General features: G+C 63.4%; 5 protein-coding genes. 1 reads left to right on the top strand and 4 read right to left on the bottom strand.

What is annotated here, in order from left to right; genetic code table 11:
- A partial coding sequence (locus Y705_RS22770; protein ID WP_026533300.1) for a hypothetical protein occupies positions 1 to 254 on the bottom strand: 254 nt, incomplete at its 3' end.
- 119 nt (positions 255 to 373) lie between these two features.
- On the opposite strand from Y705_RS22770, the gene Y705_RS0113900 reads away from it, so the two are divergent.
- Positions 374 to 1,204, top strand: a complete 831-nt coding sequence (locus Y705_RS0113900; protein ID WP_216698807.1) for an alpha/beta fold hydrolase — start codon at positions 374 to 376, stop codon at positions 1,202 to 1,204.
- A 40-nt stretch (positions 1,205 to 1,244) separates the two neighbouring features.
- On the opposite strand, the gene Y705_RS20125 is transcribed toward Y705_RS0113900, so the two are convergent.
- The 3 genes from Y705_RS20125 to Y705_RS21455 all read right to left on the bottom strand — a co-directional run.
- Positions 1,245 to 2,513, bottom strand: coding sequence for a S8 family peptidase (locus Y705_RS20125; protein WP_081738071.1), 1,269 nt, complete (start codon positions 2,511 to 2,513; stop codon positions 1,245 to 1,247).
- Positions 2,514 to 2,527: 14 nt separating this feature from the next.
- Positions 2,528 to 3,445 carry a bifunctional hydroxymethylpyrimidine kinase/phosphomethylpyrimidine kinase gene (thiD, locus tag Y705_RS20120; protein ID WP_081738070.1) on the bottom strand — a complete coding sequence of 306 codons (918 nt, stop codon included), beginning with the start codon at positions 3,443 to 3,445 and terminating at the stop codon, positions 2,528 to 2,530.
- Positions 3,433 to 3,799, bottom strand: a 367-nt coding sequence (locus Y705_RS21455) for a thiamine phosphate synthase (RefSeq protein ID WP_162149087.1), incomplete at its 5' end; no start/stop codon positions are given. The genes thiD and Y705_RS21455, both read right to left, overlap by 13 nt.

The following is a 3,799-nucleotide window of genomic DNA, read 5'->3' as shown; positions in this document are numbered from 1 at the left end:
GTGTGAAGGCGGTCGGTGGTGAGGTTACGGATCCGCTCGATTAGATGCGCGGTGCGGGCATCGGCCTGGCTCTTCAGGACTTGCATCCGCTGCAGGGCGCTGACTGCCTCATCGAGGTCCAGGCCCTGGGCGGGCGGGCCGAGCAGGGGATCGAGCAGGGGATCGAGCAACGGATCCGTCGCCGGCTCGAACAGCGAACCAGCCCCACCGAGGAAACCCCCATCAGCGCCGTCGTCGATCCCTCCCGCGTCCATAGCCCCAGCAAACCACCCACCACCGACATTCCTGAAGCATGCAGATTTGCTGGTCCGCTGGCATGATTCGATACATGAATGGCGAGGATCTGTGCCTACTTCGAGCGTTAGGGAGACCGATGAAAACCGATGATCCGCGTATCAGCCGAAAGCAGGTCCACGTTGGCGGGACCACGCTGTCCTACCTCACCTGTGGAGACCCGGGGGCGGACCCCCTGCTGCTCCTCCACGGCACTTTCTGGAGCCGCGTGTGGCAGCCCGTGCTGCCCGCGCTGGGGCAGGAGAAGTATTGCATCGCATTGGACCTCCCTGGATTCGGACGCAGTGAGGGTGAACTCGGCGTCGCTGACGCCACTGTTCCTGCTCTGGCGCAGACCGTCCTGCAGGCCGCGGTCGCCCTCGGCCTGGAATCATTCGCCCTTGCCGGCCACGATATCGGCGGCGGAATAGCCCAGTACCTCACGGCACGGACGGGACGTGTCGATCGCCTCGTGCTCATGAACTCCGTGATGTTCGACTCCTGGCCTGTCCCCGCAGTGGAACGGTTTCGGGATCCGGCCGTACGCGCTGCGACTACCGACGAAGAGCTGCTGCAGGGCCGCAGCAAAGCGACAAGACTGTCCGTGATCAGGGATTTGAACGATGAAGAGCTTGCCGATTACCTCTCACCGTGGCAAAGTCCTGCCCGCTCCCGGTCCTGGATGGCGATGGCCGCCGCTGCCGACGCGAAGTACACGGTCGAACTGGTGGCGGGATTGAAGGCCGCGGCGATTCCTACCCGGCTCATCTGGGGGCGTGACGACGATTTCCAGAAGATCAGTTACGCCCGCCGCTACGTCGCCGAGATTCCGGGCAGTGACCTCGTCGAAGTGAACGGCAAACACATTCCCACTGAAGACTCACCGGAAAAAGTGGCCGCCGCCGTTCTCGAACACCTCGGAGCTGGTTGAGGATCGCGGGTGGAGTCACCGCGGACAAGCCACAAATCCGCTAGGGCCCCTCAACCCCGCTGATTGCCTCTTCAGCGTCGAGGAGTCCGTACCCGTGGAACACGTCCCGCCCCAGTGTTCCCAAATCATCTGCCGATGCCTGCAGGGATGCCCGTATCTCGGAGGTATCCCACACGCCGTCCTGATAGGCGTCGACTCCGGAAACCACCGGTGCTGCCAACATACTGGCCACTACACCGGAGACATGCGGCGTCGCCATTGACGTGCCGCTCATCGTGCCATAGCCGCCCCCGCGAGTCGTGGACAACACATTCACACCTGGCGCAGCTGACTCGACTTCCGCGCCATCTGAGCTGAAACCCGCAACAGAATCGTTGATGTCCGTGGCTGACACAGCTATTACGCTGTCGTATTTTGCGGGCCAGAGCACATTATTGGTCGAAGGGTCACTATCACCTGAATTAGCTGCAGCAGCAACCACCACGATACCGGCGCCGTCGGCTACTTCGACGGCGTCTCGAAGCGCCGGCACGTCTGTTTCCTCGGCCAGGCTCAGATTGATCACCTGCATACCGTTGTTGATGGACCACTCGATGCCAAGGGCAACGTCACTGGCATACCCGTACCCGCTTCCGTCGAGCACCTTCACCCCATACAGATCCGCCTCGGGCGCAACACCGACGACGCCAATCGTGTTGTCAGGAGCAGCGATGGTTCCGGCCACATGGGTTCCGTGGCCGTTGTCATCATTCCAGGCGTTCGGATCCGGCAGCTTCCCCGGGCCGCCCCGCCCCTTCACGTAATTAACTCCCCCTGCGATGTTCTCCACCAGGTCAGGGTGGCTTCGATCGATTCCCGTGTCGATGACTGCGACCTTCACCCCGGCTCCACGGCTTGCAGACCACGATTTTTCAGCGTCGACACGATCGATGCCCCAGGGAAGGGCCTGCGCCGGCGAGGGAGACGGTGCGGTCGCGTCCTTACAGGATGGCCATGGACTGCAGCGCGGCGGCGCTGTCGCGTGAACCCGCGCGTCGATGGAGACACTCGCCACGCCGTCCACGCGTCTCAACCTTTCAGCAACGGCATTGCTCGGAACCGTCACGACCAGGCTGTCAATGAACTTCACTTCCTTTACTGGAGCAGCCCCGGCACTCTCCACTGCTGCCTTATCCCGTTCATTCACATCGCTTTCGAAGGTGACGATCAACCGCTGTTCGTTCTCTAGGGCAGCTTGCGCCGGCAGCGCCGGGAAACCCGTAGCAGCAAGAGCGGCAACAATCAGCACGCGCGATGTTGAATTCCTCATCCTATGGACTCTCCTCAGGTGTCAATGCGCGGTTGCCGTGTTGTCTCCGCTGGCTTCGCGGGTTGGCAAAGAATATCAGCCGCGGTCCATAGTTGGTGGAAGTGGTTGATCGGCCCGTTCCCCTGCCCGACCTGTAATTCATCGGCGTGGGTGAGGGCGTCCTGCAGCCAGTCCTTGGCTTGGGAAACAGCAACGGTCCAATTCCCGGTGCGTGCCATGACGGTAGCGACGGCGGAAGACAGCGAGCACCCGGTCCCGTGCGTATTCCTCGTGTTGACCCGGAGGGACACGAATTCCACGACGTCCCAGTCAGTACCATTGAGCTGGCCGGTGGCATCCACGAGTGCGTCGGGACTGGATTCTGCTGCCAAGTGACCGCCCTTGACGAGCACCCTTGTCCCGCAGTTCATGGACAATTTTTTGCCCTGTTCGATAGCTGTCGGCCAGTCGGCGGCGACCGGTTCGTCGACCAGGACCGCCAGCTCGGGAAGATTGGGGGTCACTAGGCCCACCGCACTGATCAGTTCGCGCAGCGCGGTCTCGGCATCGGCGGCCAGGAGCCTGTCGCCGCTGGTGGTGACCATGACGGGATCCAGGACCACAAGAGGCGGCCGTACCCGGGCAAGCCACTCCTGGACGACGGCGATAGTCGCCGTATCTCCCAGCATGCCGATTTTTACGGCATCGATGGTCACGTCATCGCTGACCGCGTCGAGCTGTTCGGCCAGGAACTGTGCAGGAGGCGTGTGAACGGACCGGACGCCGCGGGTGTTCTGCGCCACCAGCGACGTGACCACCGCCATTGCGTACCCGCCGAGCGCGGCGATGCTTTTCAGGTCGGCCTGAATACCCGCACCGCCCGTCGGATCTGTTCCGGCGATACTGAGCACCCGCGGGATATCCCGCAGGGTTGGAGTCTTCAAGAGCACCATTCCTCCTTCAGCCGTCCGGCCGCGGCCTTCGGATCACTCGAGGCGCAGACCGCGGAGACGACGGCCACCCCGGCAGCGCCGACGTCGCGCAGCGGACGCACGTCACCCCGGCCGATCCCGCCGATCGCGACGCACGGCAGGCTACTGGACGCGATCAGGGCACCGAACCCGTCGATCCCCAACGGCCGGGGATGATCCGCCTTCGTGGCAGTGGCGTGGACGGCACCGACCCCCAGATAATCCACCACCCCGGCCGGTAGCTGGTGCGCGGCCCTGATCTCCAGGTCGGTTGCCGCACTCAATCCGACAACGGCTCCCGGGCCCACCAGAGCGCGGACCAGCTCCGCCGGCAGG

This window comes from Arthrobacter sp. H41 (assembly GCF_000520535.1).
GTDB lineage: Bacteria > Actinomycetota > Actinomycetes > Actinomycetales > Micrococcaceae > Arthrobacter_D.
This window is presented reverse-complemented; position numbering and strand designations above follow the sequence as displayed.

Bases quoted from the DNA above. Each gene is read 5' to 3' on its own strand.
- thiD (WP_081738070.1), bottom strand. From the start codon at position 3,445: ATGGTGCTCTTGAAGACTCCAACCCTGCGGGATATCCCGCGGGTGCTC.
- Y705_RS20125 (WP_081738071.1), bottom strand. From the start codon at position 2,513: ATGAGGAATTCAACATCGCGCGTGCTGATTGTTGCCGCTCTTGCTGCT.
- Y705_RS0113900 (WP_216698807.1), top strand. From the start codon at position 374: ATGAAAACCGATGATCCGCGTATCAGCCGAAAGCAGGTCCACGTTGGC.